The sequence below is a fragment of the Pseudomonas sp. PHC1 genome (genome assembly GCF_046487845.1).
In the GTDB taxonomy this organism is placed as follows: Bacteria; Pseudomonadota; Gammaproteobacteria; order Pseudomonadales; family Pseudomonadaceae; genus Aquipseudomonas; species Aquipseudomonas sputi.
The window spans coordinates 92,028-106,408 of sequence record NZ_JBJXHJ010000021.1; the positions used below are offsets into that span (position 1 = coordinate 92,028).

Genomic DNA, 14,381 nt, shown 5'->3' on the forward strand with positions numbered 1-14,381 from the left:
GGATACACACTATTCGGATGCCATTGGCCAGGCCGGCAATGACATCGTTTTAAGGATCACTGCATGACCCAACGACACGTAATCAATGCCTCGGTCAGCCCGAAAGGCAGTCTCGAAACCCTTTCCCAACGTGAAGTTCAGCAACTGAGCCAGGCCGGAACCGGCAGCACCTACACCCTCTTTCGCCAGTGCGCCCTGGCCATCCTCAACACCGGCGCTCACGTCGACAATGCAAAAACCATTCTGGAAGCCTACAAAGACTTCGAAATCCGCATCCATCAGCAGGATCGCGGTGTGCGCCTGGAACTGCTGAACGCCCCGGCCGACGCCTTCGTCGACGGCGAAATGATCGCCAGCACCCGGGAAATGCTGTTCAGCGCCCTGCGCGACATTGTCTACACCGAAAACGAACTCGATGCCCTGAGCATCGATCTCAGCACCTCCCAGGGCATCAGCGACTACGTGTTCCACCTGCTGCGCAACGCGCGCACCCTGCGTCCGGGCGTCGAGCCGAAGATCGTCGTGTGCTGGGGCGGCCACTCGATCAACACCGAAGAATACAAATACACCAAGAAAGTCGGCCACGAACTGGGCCTGCGCAGCCTCGACATCTGCACCGGCTGCGGTCCCGGCGTGATGAAGGGCCCGATGAAAGGCGCGACCATCGCCCACGCCAAGCAGCGCATTCACGGCGGCCGTTACCTCGGTCTGACCGAGCCGGGCATCATCGCCGCCGAAGCGCCGAACCCGATCGTCAACGAGCTGGTGATCCTGCCGGACATCGAAAAACGCCTGGAAGCCTTCGTCCGCGTCGGCCACGGCATCATCATCTTCCCGGGCGGCGCCGGCACCGCCGAAGAGTTCCTTTACCTGCTGGGCATCCTGATGCACCCGGACAACGCCGGCCTGCCGTTCCCGGTGATCCTGACCGGACCGAAACATGCCGCGCCGTACCTGGAACAACTGGACGCCTTCGTCACCGCCACCCTCGGCGAAGCGGCGAAGAAGCACTACGAAATCATCATCGACGACCCGGCCGAAGTGGCGCGGCAGATGACCGCAGGCCTCAAGGCCGTGAAGCAGTTCCGCCGCGAGCGCAACGATGCGTTCCACTTCAACTGGCTGCTGAAAATCGACGAAGGCTTTCAGCGCCCGTTCGATCCGACCCACGACAACATGGCCAACCTCAAGCTGCACCGCGATCAGCCGCCCCATGAACTGGCGGCCAATCTGCGCCGCGCGTTCTCCGGAATCGTCGCCGGCAACGTCAAGGACAAGGGTATTCGCCTGATCGAGGAACACGGGCCGTATCAGATCCGTGGCGACGCCGCGATCATGCAGCCGCTCGACCTGCTGCTCAAAGCCTTCGTTGCCCAGCACCGGATGAAACTGCCGGGCGGCGCGGCGTATGTGCCGTGCTATCGCGTGGTGTCCTGACCCGAAAAGACCAGTGCCCGAAGCGCAACGCTTCGGGCACTCTTTATAAAAAGAGCGAACCATGGATCACATCAACCACATCCTGATCGTCGACGACGACCGCGAGATCCGCGAGCTGGTCGGCAACTACCTGACAAAAAACGGCCTGCGCAGCACGGTGGTCGCCGATGGCCGGCAGATGCGCAGTTTTCTGGAAGCCAACACCGTCGACCTGATCGTGCTCGACATCATGCTCCCCGGCGATGACGGGCTGGTGCTGTGTCGCGAGTTACGTGCCGGCAAGCACAAGGCGATCCCGATCCTGATGCTCACCGCCCGCGACGACCAGACCGACCGCATCCTCGGCCTGGAAATGGGCGCCGACGACTACCTGACCAAACCCTTCGCCGCCCGCGAACTGCTGGCGCGGATCAACGCCGTGCTGCGCCGTACACGAATGCTGCCGCCCAATCTGCTGATCACCGAAACCGGGCGCCTGCTCGCGTTCGGCCGCTGGCGCCTGGACACCACCGCCCGCCACCTGCTCGATGAAGACGACACCATGGTCGCCCTCAGCGGCGCCGAGTATCGCCTGCTCAGGGTATTTCTCGATCATCCGCAACGGGTCCTGAGCCGCGACCAGTTGCTCAACCTGACCCAGGGTCGCGACGCCGATCTGTTCGACCGCTCCATCGACTTGCTGGTCAGCCGATTGCGTCAGCGTCTGCTGGACGACTCCCGTGAGCCGACCTACATCAAGACCGTGCGCAACGAAGGTTATGTGTTCTCCTTCGCCGTGGAGATGCTCGCCGAATCCTGATGGATTTGTATCGCTCTGTATAAATTCGCCGCGCAGATACGTAACCCGTGTTTTCGGGCGGCATCACCACATATCAGCGATACACCCTCGCGTTTGAATGAACCCACCAGACAGCACTGGTTCACTCATCATCAAACGCAAGGAGAAGCACCATGTTCAAGTCCTCGAAATCCCTGGTAATCGCACTCGGCCTGCTCGGTGGCCTGGCCATGGCCGACCTGGCATCCGCCAGCTCCCAACCGCTGGTTGCCGAATACGGTTCGGAAAACCTGCAGAAGGATCGCGTTGCTGAAGGTGGCGCTGATCGCTTGCAGGAACTGCGTGAACACGTGGCTGAAGGCGGCGCCGACCGTTTGCAGGAGCTGCGTGAGCGCGTCGCCGAGGGTGGTGCCGATCGCCTGCAGGAACTGCGCGAACGTTCGGCCCGCAGCGTCCTGGTCGCCGAGAACCGTCCCGAGTTCGGTTCCAAGTACCAGCGCTACTGATCGTCTGTACCCGCCGTTGTCGATTCCTGCCGGGGGCGCTCTGCCCCCGCAGCGAACACTACCGATAAGCCTTGTTCTCTGACACAAAAGCCCCGCTGTTTCCCCACGACAGTCATCACTGCTCGTACTAAGCTGCGCGATTGATTTGTTCAGGGACGATCCATGAAACGATTTGCCGCCTGTCTGCTGTCAATGCTGGCCCTGACGGCCACTGCGGCGGATCTGCACCTGCTCACCGACAACCACCCGCCCCTGCATTTCATGCAAGGCAATCAGCTCGCGGGATTCGGTGTGGACGTGGTGCAGGCCCTGGCGACCCAGACCGGCGACCGCATCCACCTGCAGCAAGTCCCACTGCTGCGCGCCCTGCGCATGGCCAGCGACACCCCCGACACCGGCGTATTCACCGTGCTGCGTACCGACGACCGCGATAACCGCTATCAATGGGTCGGGCCGCTGATCGAAGTCGAAACCGCGCTGTACGCTCGCGACAATCTTCAGCCTCCCGTACACAGCCTGCGTGAAGCCGATCACCTGGGACGGATCACTGTGCCGCGCAAATGGCTGGTCTACAGCTACCTGCAAGGGCAAGACCTGAACAACCTTTACGGCGTGGAAACCCCGGAGCAGATGATGCGACTGCTCAGCCTGGGGCGTACCGATTTCGTGGTCACCGATACCTGGTCCAAGGCCGTCCTGGCCCGCGAACAAGGCATGGAGCCCGGACGCCTGCAGTACCAGATCCCGTTGATGAAACAGAACACCTACATTGCCTTTTCGCCGCAGACCGATCCGAAACAGGTCGCACGCTGGCAGCAGGCACTGGATACATTGCGGGCCGACGGCCGTCTGGAGCAACTGCGCCAGCGCTGGCTGGCCGATACCCTGCCGCGTTGATCGGGCATCAACGCCTTCGATAACAACTATGCGCAAGGGTGTTTTCACATCAAAACCCTCCAGCACTACAGTGGGCCCCATCTTCTCCCCACTCTCTGGAGCAACATCATGAAAGACATCATTGCACTCGGCTTCATCGTTTCCCTGATCGGCGCCACTTCCGCCATCGCAGCCCCACACGCCAGCACGCCGGTTGTCGCCGCTGCGACCATTGGCCAGTCCGGCACGCTGAACGTCGACACCGTCAGCATCGACGCCGAACACCAAGGCAGCCTCAAACTGCAGCAGAATGCCGAACAGACCAAACTGTACGTCGCGGAAAACCGCCCGGAATTCGGTTCCAAATATCAGCGCTACTGAGTGACCGGTTTGAGCTGCCAGAAACAAGAAACCCCGCCGAAGCGGGGTTTCTTGCATTTGGGCGTCAGCGCACCAATCGCGCTGCCAGTGCCTTGGCCTGCAACGCCACGTCGGTGACAGCCGTGCTCTCCCACCACATGCCGCGCAACGGCGGGCCCATGGCGAACAGGCGGGGCGAGACCCGGCCCTCCGCATCCAGCACTGCGCCGTCCGCAGCCGCCGCAATGCCCAGCGCCAATGGCCCCGGTCGAACCAGACCACGCGCCAACAACTGCTGCGGCAACGGACGCGCGACCCGGCGCCAGTCGTATTCGATGCCGCTGGAGTTGATCAACGCCGCGCCCTGCACCACGCGGGCTTGCGCCTCGCCTCGAGGGCGAATGCGAATACTCACGCCGCCGCCCGCCGCCGGTTCAAGCCCCTTGTAAGAGGCCGCATGAATGCGCAATCGTCCTTCCCGGTGCAGGCGCTCGACCAATTCCGCACTCAGCGGCGGAGAACGATGGTGATGACTTTCCCACCACGGCCGCACATGTCGGACGAATTGCCGGCGCTGCACATCGCTGGCCTGACTCCACAACCGACCGATGTGCGCACGCACGGTGTCCAGCGGCGCCTGCCAGTCGATGCCTTGTGCGATGGCGTCGCGGCAATGCCGGCGCAATTCGCGCAGTAACTGGCGTGGCGTGCGGACGCTGTGATCCTCGGCGAGGAAGTCCACCCACGCGGGCGGTTGACGACGCACATGGGGCAGCAGTCCGTGCCGGGAAAACACCTCGATCGGCCCGCGATGCCCGGCCTGCTCCAGCGACACCACGGCATCGACCATGGTCAGGCCGGAGCCGATGATCAGCACCGTGGATTGTGGATCGAGCTGGCGCATGGCCGCGACATCCCACGGATCGAGCGCCGCCGCGTTGAGACCGCTGGATTCTTTTTGCGGGGTGCGCGCTGCCGGGAACATCCCGGTCGCCAGCACTGCGAAAGCGCCTTGAAGTTGCTGGCCGTCACTCAAGGTGAGCTGCACGGAATCGTCGCAGGCCTGCAAATCGACCACTTCGGCCCGTACATGCTCGACCGTCGAGCCGTATTGCGCGCCCACCTGCTGCGCTTCAGTCAGGCGCTGCTGCACATATACGCCGAACAACCCCCGTGGCGGAAACAGTTCGCTGACCGGCACATGTTGCTCATCCGACTCCGGCCAGCCACCGCCAGCGATGTGATCGGTGAGCCATTGGGTCAGATCATCGGCATTGTCGGGATCAACGCTCATCCGCGCCGCGTTGCCGTTGAGCGTATGGCCCAACTCCACCGCGCTGTACGCTTCGCCCCGGCCCAACTCGGCCCGAGGCTCGATCACCAGGATCTTTCTGCGCCCCGGCAAACGCAGCAATTGCACCGCCAGCATCGTGCCGCTGAGGCCGCCGCCGACAATCAGGATGTCGGTGTGGCGGATAGCGGTCGTATCGGTTTGAGTCATGCCGTTCTCGCAACTGAGGATGTGCTCGGGCCAGTGTCATTCAGACGCCGCGAAGGCGTCTAGACGGACGCCATTTTTTTATCATGCCGATGCGACTCGCCGCGTGTTTGATGTTCGGTCTGGTTTGCTGGCCGCAGTTCCGGACCTTGATCAGATTTTTGAGGATCGACAGACGCCGGCCGAATAGTGGTTCCGCTGCGACGGTCAGATCACCACATTACGCACGAACCGCGCCGCCACTTCCCCATCATTGCGATAGCCGTGCGGCTGGTTGCTGGCGAACATGAAAAACTCGCCTGCTGAAATGTACTGGGGCTGATCGCCGAGCATCAGCGTCAGGCAGCCTTCAAACACGAAAATCTGCTCGCTCCAGCCCTCGGCATCCGGTTGTGAAGGATAGACCTCGCCCGGTTGCAGGCACCATTCCCACTGTTCCACCGCGCGGGTGGCGTTGGCCTTGGACAGCAAAACGGCTTTGCTGCCGGGGATGCTGCCGGCCCAGGCAAGTTCGTTGATACGGCCAGGATCGCGATTGTCCGGGGCCTGGATCAGATCGCTGAAGGCCACTTCGAGGGCTTCGGCAACACGGTCGAGGGTGGTCAGGCTGACATTCTTCTCGCCGGCCTCAATGGCCACCAGCATCCGCCGACTGACGCCGGACTTTTCCGCGAGGGCCGTCTGGCTCATATCGGCGGCGTGGCGCAGGCGCCGGACATTCTGGCTGACGTGTTGCAGGACCGAAGCCCGCTGTACAGAATCTTTGTGCACTATATTGCTCACTGGCTGGAGTTGGGCAGTATACTGCGCAACATTTGGCGCATTGTGCGTCTCCTCCTTAAAAGTGCGCAAGGTCATGACGTCAGCCAATCCTTCTCAATCTCCCCTGCGGTTTTCCCGGTTCAGCAAAGCCGAGTGCGTGCTGGTGCTGATCACCATGCTTTGGGGCGGCACCTTCCTGCTGGTGCAGCACGCCATGACCGTCAGCGGCCCGATGTTTTTCGTCGGCCTGCGCTTTGCCGCCGCCGCGAGCATCGTTGCGCTGTTCTCCTGGAAACATCTGCGTGAACTGACCCTGTTCGAACTCAGGGCCGGCGCCTTTATCGGCGTGGCGATCATGCTCGGTTATGGCTTGCAGACCGTCGGTTTGCAGAGTATTCCCAGCAGTCAGTCCGCGTTCATCACCGCGCTATACGTACCGTTCGTGCCGCTGCTGCAATGGCTGGTGCTCGGTCGGCGCCCGGGTTTGATGCCGAGCATCGGCATCATGCTGGCGTTTACCGGGCTGATGCTGCTCTCCGGGCCGTCCGGCGCTTCGCTGAATTTCAGCCCCGGTGAAATCGCCACGCTGATCAGCGCCATCGCGATAGCGGCCGAAATCATTCTGATCAGCAACTATGCGGGGCAGGTCGACGTGCGCCGCGTAACCGTGGTGCAGCTGGCGACGACGTCGGTGCTGTCGTTTTTGATGGTGGTGCCCACCGGCGAAGCGCTTCCGGAATTCTCTTGGCTGCTGCTGAGTACGGCTCTGGGCCTGGGCGCCATGAGTGCGGCAATTCAGGTGGCGATGAACTGGGCGCAGAAAAGTGTTTCGCCCACCCGCGCGACCTTGATCTACGCCGGTGAACCAGTGTGGGCCGGAATCGTCGGGCGCATTGCGGGAGAGCGTCTGCCGGCGATTGCCTTGGTGGGTGCGGGACTGATCGTGGCGGCGGTGATCGTCAGCGAACTGAAGACCAAAGGCAAAGGCACACAAACGGTCACGCAAGAATTGGAGCACGAGACCGAAAGCTGAACGGGGTTTTTACGGCTATTTTGTAGGATTCAGAGACATCCTCGCGTTTGGTGATCCGGGAGCTGGCACGTATGATGCTTCACAAACTTCCGCAGATTAGAAGCCTATGTCCCTGATAGTTCTACTGCTTCTGCCTTTTCTGGGCAGCTGTCTGGCAGCCGTGCTGCCGCACAACGCACGTAACGCCGAATCCCTGCTGGCAGGTCTGGTCGCACTGATCGGCACTGTCTCGGTCGCGATGCTGTATCCGCAGATCGCCCACGGCGGCGTGATCCGCGAAGAATTCACGTGGCTGCCCAGCCTGGGCCTGAACTTCGTTTTGCGCATGGACGGCTTCGCCTGGCTGTTCTCGATGCTGGTGCTGGGCATCGGCACTCTCGTTTCCTTATATGCCCGTTATTACATGTCGCCGGACGATCCGGTGCCGCGTTTCTTCGCATTCTTTCTGGCGTTCATGGGCGCCATGCTCGGGCTGGTGATCTCCGGCAACCTGATCCAGATCGTGTTCTTCTGGGAGCTGACCAGCCTCTTCTCGTTCCTGTTGATCGGCTACTGGCACCACCGCCACGATGCGCGCCGTGGTGCTTACATGGCGTTGATGGTTACTGGCGCGGGGGGATTGTGCCTGCTGGCGGGGGTCATGATCCTCGGCCATGTGGTCGGCAGCTATGACCTGGACAAGGTCCTGGCCGCCGGCGATCTGATTCGCGCACATGCCCTCTACCCCATCCTGCTTCCCCTCATTCTTATCGGCGCCCTCAGCAAAAGCGCCCAGTTCCCCTTCCACTTCTGGCTGCCCCACGCCATGGCGGCACCCACACCGGTTTCGGCGTACCTGCACTCGGCAACCATGGTCAAGGCCGGCGTTTTTCTGCTGGCCCGCCTGTGGCCGTCGCTGTCCGGCAGCGAAGAATGGTTCTACATCGTCAGCGGCGCCGGCGCTGCCACGCTGTTGCTCGGCGCGTACTGCGCGATGTTCCAGAACGATCTCAAGGGGCTGCTGGCCTACTCGACCATCAGCCACCTCGGCCTGATCACACTGCTGCTGGGCCTGAACAGTCCGCTGGCCGCCGTGGCGGCGGTGTTCCACATTCTCAACCACGCGACCTTCAAGGCGTCGCTGTTCATGGCCGCCGGAATCATCGACCACGAAAGTGGCACCCGCGACATCCGCAAGCTCAACGGTCTGTTCAAACTGATTCCGTTCACCGCCACTCTGGCGATGGTGGCCAGTGCGTCCATGGCCGGCGTACCGCTGCTCAACGGTTTCCTGTCGAAAGAAATGTTCTTTGCCGAAACCGTGTTCATCAACGCCACCGCCTGGGTTGAAACCAGCCTGCCGATCGTCGCGACCATTGCCGGGATGTTCAGTGTGGCCTACTCGCTTAGATTCACCGTTGACGTGTTCTTCGGCCCGACCGCCACCGACCTGCCGCATACCCCGCACGAACCGCCGCGCTGGATGCGTGCGCCGGTGGAACTGCTGGTGTTCACCTGCCTGCTGGTGGGGATTTTCCCGGCCCAGGTCGTCGGCCCGTTGCTCGCCGCTGCCGCGTTGCCGGTGGTCGGGGGCGTGCTGCCGCAATACAGCCTGGCGATCTGGCACGGCCTCAATGCGCCGATGATCATGAGTCTGATCGCCATGTCCGGCGGCATCGTGCTGTATCTGCTGCTGCGCAACCAGCTCAAGCGCGGCCGCTTCAAGTATCCGCCGCTGGCGGGCCGCCTCAACGGCAAGCGCATGTTCGAACGCTGTCTGGTGGTGATGATGCGTCTGGCCCGGCGCCTGGAGCGACGAATCGGCACCAGGCGCCTGCAAGCGCAATTGTTCTTGGTGGTGCTGGCGGCGGTGCTGGCCGGGCTGATCCCGATGCTGCACAGCAGCCTTAGCTGGGGTGACCGGCCGAAGATCCCTGGCTCGATCGTGTTCGTGACCCTGTGGTTGCTGGCAATCGCCTGCGCCCTCGGCGCTGCGTGGCAGGCCAAGTATCACCGACTCGCCGCCCTGACCATGGTCAGCGTCTGCGGCCTGATGACGTGCGTGACCTTCGTCTGGTTCTCGGCACCGGATCTGGCCCTGACGCAACTGGTGGTCGAAGTGGTGACCACGGTGTTGATCCTGCTCGGCCTGCGCTGGCTGCCACGGCGGATCGAAGAGGTTTCGCCGCTGCCAAGCAGCTTGCGCAAGGCGCGGGTTCGGCGTCTGCGCGACTTGCTGCTGTCGATTGCCGTCGGTGGCGGCATGGCGCTGCTGTCCTACGCGATGCTGACCCGGCAGACGCCGAATGACATTTCCTCGTTCTACCTGAGTCGCGCCCTGCCTGAAGGCGGCGGCAGCAATGTGGTCAACGTGATGCTGGTGGACTTCCGTGGTTTCGACACCCTTGGCGAAATCACGGTGCTCGTCGCCGTGGCGCTGACCGTGTTCGCCCTGCTGCGGCGTTTCCGCCCACCCAAAGAAAGCCTGCAATTGCCGGCCCAGCAACGCCTGCTCGCCCCCGACGTGGTCACCGATCTGGTCAACCCGCGTTCGGCCAGCGACACCGCGCTCGGTTTCATGATGGTGCCGGCGGTGCTGGTGCGCCTGCTGCTGCCGATTGCGCTGGTGGTGTCGTTTTACCTGTTCATGCGCGGGCACAACCAGCCGGGCGGCGGTTTCGTCGCCGGCCTGGTGATGTCGGTGGCGTTCATCCTGCAATACATGGTCGCCGGCACTCAGTGGGTCGAGGCGCAAATGAGCCTGCGACCGCTGCGCTGGATGGGCACCGGTCTGCTGTTCGCCACCGTCACCGGCCTCGGCGCGATGGCGGTGGGTTATCCATTCCTGACCACCCACACCTGGCATTTCAGCTTGCCGCTGTTGGGTGACATCCATATCGCCAGCGCGCTGTTCTTCGATATCGGCGTCTACGCCGTGGTGGTCGGCTCGACCTTGCTGATCCTCACCGCCCTCGCCCACCAATCGGTCCGGGGCCACAAAACCGCTGCTGCCAAAGGAGCCGTCTGATGGAAGAAGTCATCGCAATCGCCATCGGCGTGCTCGCCGCATCCGGGGTCTGGCTGATCCTGCGGCCACGGACGTTTCAAGTGGTAATGGGCCTGTGCCTGCTGTCCTACGGCGTCAATCTGTTCATCTTCAGCATGGGCAGCCTGTTCATTGGCAAGGAGCCGATCATCAAGGACGGCGTGCCGCAGGACCTGCTCAACTACACCGACCCGCTGCCCCAGGCGCTGGTGCTGACGGCCATCGTCATCAGCTTCGCCATGACCGCACTGTTCCTGGTGGTGCTGCTGGCCTCACGGGGCCTGACCGGCACCGACCACGTTGATGGAAGGGAGCCCAAGGAATGACGGCGATGACTCACCTGATCGCCGCACCGATCCTGCTGCCGCTGCTGACCGCCGCCATCATGCTGATGCTCGGCGAGAAGCACCGTCCGCTGAAGGCGAAAATCAACCTGTTCTCCAGCCTGCTTGGCCTGGGCATCTCAGTGATGCTGCTGCAATGGACCCAGACCACCGGCGTGCCCGGCTCGATCGGCGTGTACCTGCCGGGCAACTGGCAGGTGCCGTTCGGCATCGTACTGGTGGTCGATCGACTCTCGGCGTTGATGCTGGTCCTGACCGGGATTATCGGCGTCAGCGCCCTGCTGTTCGCCATGGCCCGCTGGGACGGCGCCGGCTCGAGTTTCCACGCCTTGTTCCAGATTCAGTTGATGGGTTTGTACGGCGCCTTCCTGACGGCAGACCTGTTCAACCTGTTCGTGTTCTTCGAGGTATTGCTGGCCGCGTCCTATGGCCTGCTGCTGCATGGTTCGGGCCGGGCGCGGGTGTCGTCGGGGCTGCATTACATTTCGATCAACCTGCTGGCGTCATCGCTGTTCCTGATCGGCGCGGCGTTGATCTACGGTGTGACCGGCACGCTGAACATGGCGGATCTGGCCCTGAAGATCCCGCTGGTGCCCGAAGCCGACCGTGGCCTGCTGCACGCCGGCGCGGGGATTCTGGCCGTGGCGTTCCTGGCCAAGGCCGGCATGTGGCCGCTGAACTTCTGGCTGGTGCCGGCCTACTCGTCGGCCAGCGCGCCGGTGGCGGCGATGTTCGCGATCATGACCAAGGTCGGCGTTTACACCCTGCTGCGTCTGTGGACGCTGCTGTTCTCGGGCCAGGCTGGCGCTTCGGCCTATTTCGGCGGTGACTGGCTGATCTACGGCGGCATGGCCACCATGGCCGGCGCGGGCGTGGCGATCATTGCCGCGCAACGCCTGGAACGCATGGCCAGCCTGAGCATTCTGGTGTCGGCGGGGATCCTGCTGTCGGCCGTGGGTTTCGCCCAGCCGAACCTGATCGGTGCAGCGCTGTTCTATCTGGTCAGCTCGACCCTGGCGCTGAGCGCATTGTTCCTGCTGGCCGAGTTGATCGAGCGCTCACGCACCGCCATCGAAGTGCCACTGGAAGACGAAAACGAACTGCTGCCGAGGCCACAAGAATGGCAACGGCCGACCAAGGGCATCAACCTCGACGACGATCAGAAGGCCGTGGTCGGTCAAGTGATCCCGTGGACCATGGCGTTCCTCGGGCTGAGCTTCATTGCCTGCGCGCTGCTGATTATCGGCATGCCGCCGCTGTCCGGATTCATCGGCAAGCTGAGCCTGATCGGCGCCCTGCTCAATCCTTTGGGTCTCGGTGCCGGCGAACCGATCTCGAATGCCGCCTGGGCGTTGCTGGCTCTGCTGATTCTTACGGGACTCGGCTCGCTGATGGCGTTCTCGCGCCTGGGAATCCAGCGTTTCTGGTCGCCAGAGGAGCGCCCGTCGCCCCTGCTGCGCAAACTGGAATGCACACCGATTTTCCTGCTGCTCGGCCTGAGCATCGCGCTGACCTTCAAGGCTGAACCGCTGCTGCGTTACACCCAGGCAGCGGCTGATGCCCTGAACAATCCGCAGCAATACGTGATGGCGGTGCTCGGCACTCGCGCCGTGCCGAGCCCGGAAGCCAAGGCTGCGCTGCTGGAGGTGCAACCATGAAACGTCTGTTTCCGGCGCCGTGGTTGTCGCTTGCGCTGTGGTTGCTGTGGCTGGTGCTGAATCTGTCGGTCAGCCCGGGCAACCTGCTGCTGGGTGCCGCACTCGGTTTCTGCGCCCCGCTGATGATGCGCAAACTGCGCCCGCAGCGGATTCACATCCGTCGCCCGGGCACTGTCCTGCGACTGTTTCTGCTGGTCGGACGCGACGTGGTGGTTTCCAACCTGGCCGTGGCCTGGGGCGTACTCAACGCCGGTCGCCGCCCGCCTCGTTCGCGATTCATCAAGGTACCGCTGGACCTGCGCGATGCCAACGGTCTGGCGGCGTTGTCGATGATCTGTACGGTCGTGCCCGGCACGGTGTGGTCGGAGCTGGCGCTGGATCGCAGCGTTCTGTTGCTGCACGTCTGGGATCTGGATGACGAGGCGCAATTCATCCAGCACTTCAAGGTCACTTACGAGCGGCCGTTGATGGAGATTTTCGAATGAGCCCGCTGTTGTCGAACGCGATTCTGCTGACGCTGTTCCTGTTTTCCCTGGCCATGGTCCTCACGCTGGTACGCCTGTTCAAAGGCCCGTCGGCGCAGGACCGGGTACTGGCGCTGGATTACCTGTACATCGTCGCCATGCTGATGATGCTGACCCTGGGGATTCGTTATGCCAGTGACACCTACTTCGAAGCGGCGCTGCTGATCGCGCTGTTCGGCTTCGTCGGCTCGTTTGCCCTGGCGAAATTCCTCCTGCGTGGCGAGGTGATCGAATGAACGCTGAACTGTCTCTCTGGGTGGAAATCCCGGTGGCGATCCTGCTGGTGCTCAGCGGTGTTTTCGCCCTGATCGGCGCGACCGGCCTGCTGCGGATGAAGGATTACTTCCAGCGCATGCACCCGCCGGCGCTGGCCTCGACTCTCGGTGCCTGGTGCGTGGCGCTGGCCTCGATCCTCTGTTTTTCCGCGCTCAAGTCCGGGCCGGTGCTGCACGCGTGGCTGATCCCGATTCTGCTGTCGATCACCGTGCCGGTGACCACCCTGCTGCTGGCGCGGGCGGCATTGTTCCGTAAACGCATGGCCGGGGATGACGTGCCGGCCGAGGTCAGCAGCCGGCGCACTGAAACCGGCAGCTAGATCCAGGCGACCGCCAACAACCCGGCTCCCAATATCAGACACAACGGCGAGTAAACCCAAGTGTCGAGCCGGGCAAACCTTGACCCTTTCACTTCCTTGAAAAAACCCACCAATTCCGAATCGCCAATCGCCCTGGCAAACATCAGCAGCGCAATCGCGCTGATCACCCATTGCAGTGCCCAGTGATGCACAGCAGGCAGCCACCACCCCACCCGCATGCACACCAGTGCGGCAATCAGTAGCAGGGCTGCCGCCACCACCAGCGTGATCCAGCCTGAAGGTTTGAACGCCGGCCTGAGCGTCAGCCCGCCGTTGTCCACCGGAACCTGCGGCACCACCGCCACCGCCGCCCACTGCCCACCCATTGCCCAATACACATGCATCAGGCTGATCAGCGCAAATATCGTCACCAGCCATTGAGCCAACACAAAGGTCATGGTCGAGAATCCTTGAAAGGGATTTGAACAAAACATCCTAGTCGGCATTTTTCCATGTGCACGACCGGTCGGCGGTGCGGTAAAGTGCCGCCCCATGAATTTCACCCGTACTGATCGCTCACTGCTGGCCTGGATGCTCTATTGCTGCGTCCTGTTCAATGTGTTCGCCTGCAGCATCGGTCACGGACAAATGGTCGGCATGCAGCTCAACGGTATCGGTGGCCAGTTCTGCGCCGTCGACCCGAGCACCCGGGCACCGCTCGCCTCGAATCCCGCTGAAGAAAAACTGCCGACCCTGGCCAAGGCGTTCGGCTGTCCGCTCTGCTCCACCGGCGGCATGGGCCCGGCGTTCAACTCCAGCCTGACCCTGGCGATTCTGCCGGAACAACACAGTCCACCGCTGCCAGCCGTCGTCAGTGCTGACCTTCCTGCCCGCTGCATCTGGCCTTCGGCCAATCCTCGCGCCCCGCCGCTCGCCTGAGTGCCCTTGCCTTTTTGATCTGTCAGCCCACTGCGCCAACGCGCGGCGTTTGGCTGTGCGCTGACGC

16 protein-coding genes are annotated in these 14,381 nt (G+C 62.7%); 13 read left to right on the top strand and 3 right to left on the bottom strand.

All coding sequences use genetic code 11. The features are described from left to right. The first annotated feature begins 63 nt into the window (after positions 1-63). The 5 genes from ppnN (at position 64) to ACKJSM_RS22740 (ending at position 3,978) form a co-directional block, all read left to right on the top strand. The gene (gene ppnN, locus ACKJSM_RS22720; protein ID WP_410238929.1) at positions 64-1,437 is read left to right on the top strand and encodes a nucleotide 5'-monophosphate nucleosidase PpnN; all 1,374 of its coding nucleotides are present in this window, start codon (positions 64-66) and stop codon (positions 1,435-1,437) included. A gap of 61 nt (positions 1,438-1,498) precedes the next feature. After that, the gene (locus ACKJSM_RS22725; RefSeq protein WP_039766999.1) at positions 1,499-2,236 is read left to right on the top strand and encodes a response regulator; all 738 of its coding nucleotides are present in this window, start codon (positions 1,499-1,501) and stop codon (positions 2,234-2,236) included. A 152-nt stretch (positions 2,237-2,388) separates the two neighbouring features. After that, positions 2,389-2,721 (top strand): hypothetical protein, encoded by a 333-nt coding sequence (locus tag ACKJSM_RS22730; RefSeq protein ID WP_410238931.1) that lies wholly within the window; start codon positions 2,389-2,391, stop codon positions 2,719-2,721. Positions 2,722-2,883: 162 nt separating this feature from the next. Then, complete coding sequence (locus tag ACKJSM_RS22735; RefSeq protein ID WP_236177762.1) at positions 2,884-3,618, top strand: substrate-binding periplasmic protein; 735 nt, start codon at positions 2,884-2,886, stop codon at positions 3,616-3,618. A gap of 108 nt (positions 3,619-3,726) precedes the next feature. Continuing rightward, the gene (locus tag ACKJSM_RS22740; RefSeq protein WP_410238933.1) at positions 3,727-3,978 is read left to right on the top strand and encodes a hypothetical protein; all 252 of its coding nucleotides are present in this window, start codon (positions 3,727-3,729) and stop codon (positions 3,976-3,978) included. Between the two features lie 64 nt (positions 3,979-4,042). Here ACKJSM_RS22740 and ACKJSM_RS22745 read toward each other — a convergent pair whose 3' ends face one another. Then, on the bottom strand, positions 4,043-5,458 hold the full coding sequence (locus ACKJSM_RS22745; protein ID WP_410238935.1) for an FAD/NAD(P)-binding protein: 1,416 nt from the start codon (positions 5,456-5,458) through the stop codon (positions 4,043-4,045). Positions 5,459-5,662: 204 nt separating this feature from the next. Next, positions 5,663-6,226: a helix-turn-helix domain-containing protein gene (locus tag ACKJSM_RS22750; RefSeq protein ID WP_236177759.1), complete on the bottom strand. Its 564-nt coding sequence runs from the start codon at positions 6,224-6,226 to the stop codon at positions 5,663-5,665. A gap of 85 nt (positions 6,227-6,311) precedes the next feature. On the opposite strand from ACKJSM_RS22750, the gene ACKJSM_RS22755 reads away from it, so the two are divergent. From ACKJSM_RS22755 to ACKJSM_RS22785, 7 genes are all read left to right on the top strand, one after another. Continuing rightward, positions 6,312-7,250, top strand: a complete 939-nt coding sequence (locus tag ACKJSM_RS22755; protein WP_410238936.1) for a DMT family transporter — start codon at positions 6,312-6,314, stop codon at positions 7,248-7,250. A gap of 106 nt (positions 7,251-7,356) precedes the next feature. Next, positions 7,357-10,257, top strand: a complete 2,901-nt coding sequence (locus ACKJSM_RS22760; RefSeq protein ID WP_410238938.1) for a monovalent cation/H+ antiporter subunit A — start codon at positions 7,357-7,359, stop codon at positions 10,255-10,257. Then, a complete protein-coding gene (locus tag ACKJSM_RS22765; protein ID WP_003192163.1) occupies positions 10,257-10,601 on the top strand; it encodes a Na+/H+ antiporter subunit C in 345 nt (114 codons plus the stop codon). The genes ACKJSM_RS22760 and ACKJSM_RS22765 overlap by 1 nt, the downstream gene beginning before the upstream one ends. Beyond that, complete coding sequence (locus tag ACKJSM_RS22770) at positions 10,598-12,277, top strand: monovalent cation/H+ antiporter subunit D (protein WP_339487874.1); 1,680 nt, start codon at positions 10,598-10,600, stop codon at positions 12,275-12,277. The genes ACKJSM_RS22765 and ACKJSM_RS22770 overlap by 4 nt, the downstream gene beginning before the upstream one ends. After that, the gene (locus ACKJSM_RS22775) at positions 12,274-12,762 is read left to right on the top strand and encodes a Na+/H+ antiporter subunit E (protein ID WP_236177755.1); all 489 of its coding nucleotides are present in this window, start codon (positions 12,274-12,276) and stop codon (positions 12,760-12,762) included. The genes ACKJSM_RS22770 and ACKJSM_RS22775 overlap by 4 nt, the downstream gene beginning before the upstream one ends. Next, a complete protein-coding gene (locus ACKJSM_RS22780; RefSeq protein WP_011334688.1) occupies positions 12,759-13,037 on the top strand; it encodes a K+/H+ antiporter subunit F in 279 nt (92 codons plus the stop codon). The genes ACKJSM_RS22775 and ACKJSM_RS22780 overlap by 4 nt, the downstream gene beginning before the upstream one ends. Next, positions 13,034-13,396: a Na+/H+ antiporter subunit G gene (locus ACKJSM_RS22785; protein ID WP_236177754.1), complete on the top strand. Its 363-nt coding sequence runs from the start codon at positions 13,034-13,036 to the stop codon at positions 13,394-13,396. Before ACKJSM_RS22780 ends, ACKJSM_RS22785 begins: the two co-directional genes overlap by 4 nt. On the opposite strand, the gene ACKJSM_RS22790 is transcribed toward ACKJSM_RS22785, so the two are convergent. Then, positions 13,393-13,833: a DUF3995 domain-containing protein gene (locus ACKJSM_RS22790; RefSeq protein ID WP_236177753.1), complete on the bottom strand. Its 441-nt coding sequence runs from the start codon at positions 13,831-13,833 to the stop codon at positions 13,393-13,395. The two genes, ACKJSM_RS22785 and ACKJSM_RS22790, sit on opposite strands and share 4 nt — an antisense overlap. A gap of 94 nt (positions 13,834-13,927) precedes the next feature. On the opposite strand from ACKJSM_RS22790, the gene ACKJSM_RS22795 reads away from it, so the two are divergent. After that, a complete protein-coding gene (locus ACKJSM_RS22795; protein WP_410238940.1) occupies positions 13,928-14,314 on the top strand; it encodes a DUF2946 domain-containing protein in 387 nt (128 codons plus the stop codon). Positions 14,315-14,381: the final 67 nt, after the last annotated feature.

Coding starts and splice junctions, on each gene's coding strand:
- ACKJSM_RS22745 (WP_410238935.1), bottom strand. CDS start 5,458: ATGACTCAAACCGATACGACCGCTATCCGCCACACCGACATCCTGATT.
- ACKJSM_RS22765 (WP_003192163.1), top strand. CDS start 10,257: ATGGAAGAAGTCATCGCAATCGCCATCGGCGTGCTCGCCGCATCCGGG.
- ACKJSM_RS22770 (WP_339487874.1), top strand. CDS start 10,598: ATGACGGCGATGACTCACCTGATCGCCGCACCGATCCTGCTGCCGCTG.
- ACKJSM_RS22755 (WP_410238936.1), top strand. CDS start 6,312: ATGACGTCAGCCAATCCTTCTCAATCTCCCCTGCGGTTTTCCCGGTTC.
- ppnN (WP_410238929.1), top strand. CDS start 64: ATGACCCAACGACACGTAATCAATGCCTCGGTCAGCCCGAAAGGCAGT.
- ACKJSM_RS22735 (WP_236177762.1), top strand. CDS start 2,884: ATGAAACGATTTGCCGCCTGTCTGCTGTCAATGCTGGCCCTGACGGCC.
- ACKJSM_RS22775 (WP_236177755.1), top strand. CDS start 12,274: ATGAAACGTCTGTTTCCGGCGCCGTGGTTGTCGCTTGCGCTGTGGTTG.
- ACKJSM_RS22725 (WP_039766999.1), top strand. CDS start 1,499: ATGGATCACATCAACCACATCCTGATCGTCGACGACGACCGCGAGATC.
- ACKJSM_RS22760 (WP_410238938.1), top strand. CDS start 7,357: ATGTCCCTGATAGTTCTACTGCTTCTGCCTTTTCTGGGCAGCTGTCTG.
- ACKJSM_RS22780 (WP_011334688.1), top strand. CDS start 12,759: ATGAGCCCGCTGTTGTCGAACGCGATTCTGCTGACGCTGTTCCTGTTT.
- ACKJSM_RS22785 (WP_236177754.1), top strand. CDS start 13,034: ATGAACGCTGAACTGTCTCTCTGGGTGGAAATCCCGGTGGCGATCCTG.
- ACKJSM_RS22740 (WP_410238933.1), top strand. CDS start 3,727: ATGAAAGACATCATTGCACTCGGCTTCATCGTTTCCCTGATCGGCGCC.
- ACKJSM_RS22795 (WP_410238940.1), top strand. CDS start 13,928: ATGAATTTCACCCGTACTGATCGCTCACTGCTGGCCTGGATGCTCTAT.
- ACKJSM_RS22730 (WP_410238931.1), top strand. CDS start 2,389: ATGTTCAAGTCCTCGAAATCCCTGGTAATCGCACTCGGCCTGCTCGGT.
- ACKJSM_RS22790 (WP_236177753.1), bottom strand. CDS start 13,833: ATGACCTTTGTGTTGGCTCAATGGCTGGTGACGATATTTGCGCTGATC.